We start from the raw sequence: 228 nt of genomic DNA, 5'->3' as shown, positions 1-228 counted from the left end.
AAGTAATGTAAGTGTCAAAGAAATTAAAGCTTTATTTGCTAAAGCCGATACTAATTACCTTAAATTTTACTTGGAACAGAAAAATGAAGAAATTCATAAAGAAATCAAGAAATTAGAGCAACTTAATAAACAAATAGAAATATTAAAGACAGCTATCCATTCATCTGAAGATGAACTTATGAACAATGGATTTAATATTCAAACATTTAAAGACAGATACTTTTTAAG

General features: G+C 25.0%; 1 pseudogene. It reads left to right on the top strand.

Annotated features, from left to right (window positions below):
• A pseudogene (locus A372_RS32745) lies at nt 1–228 on the top strand (MerR family transcriptional regulator); the annotation flags it as partial.

The organism is Paenibacillus sp. OSY-SE (assembly GCF_000283315.1).
GTDB classification, from domain to species: Bacteria; Bacillota; Bacilli; order Paenibacillales; family Paenibacillaceae; genus Paenibacillus_B; species Paenibacillus_B profundus.
This window is presented reverse-complemented; position numbering and strand designations above follow the sequence as displayed.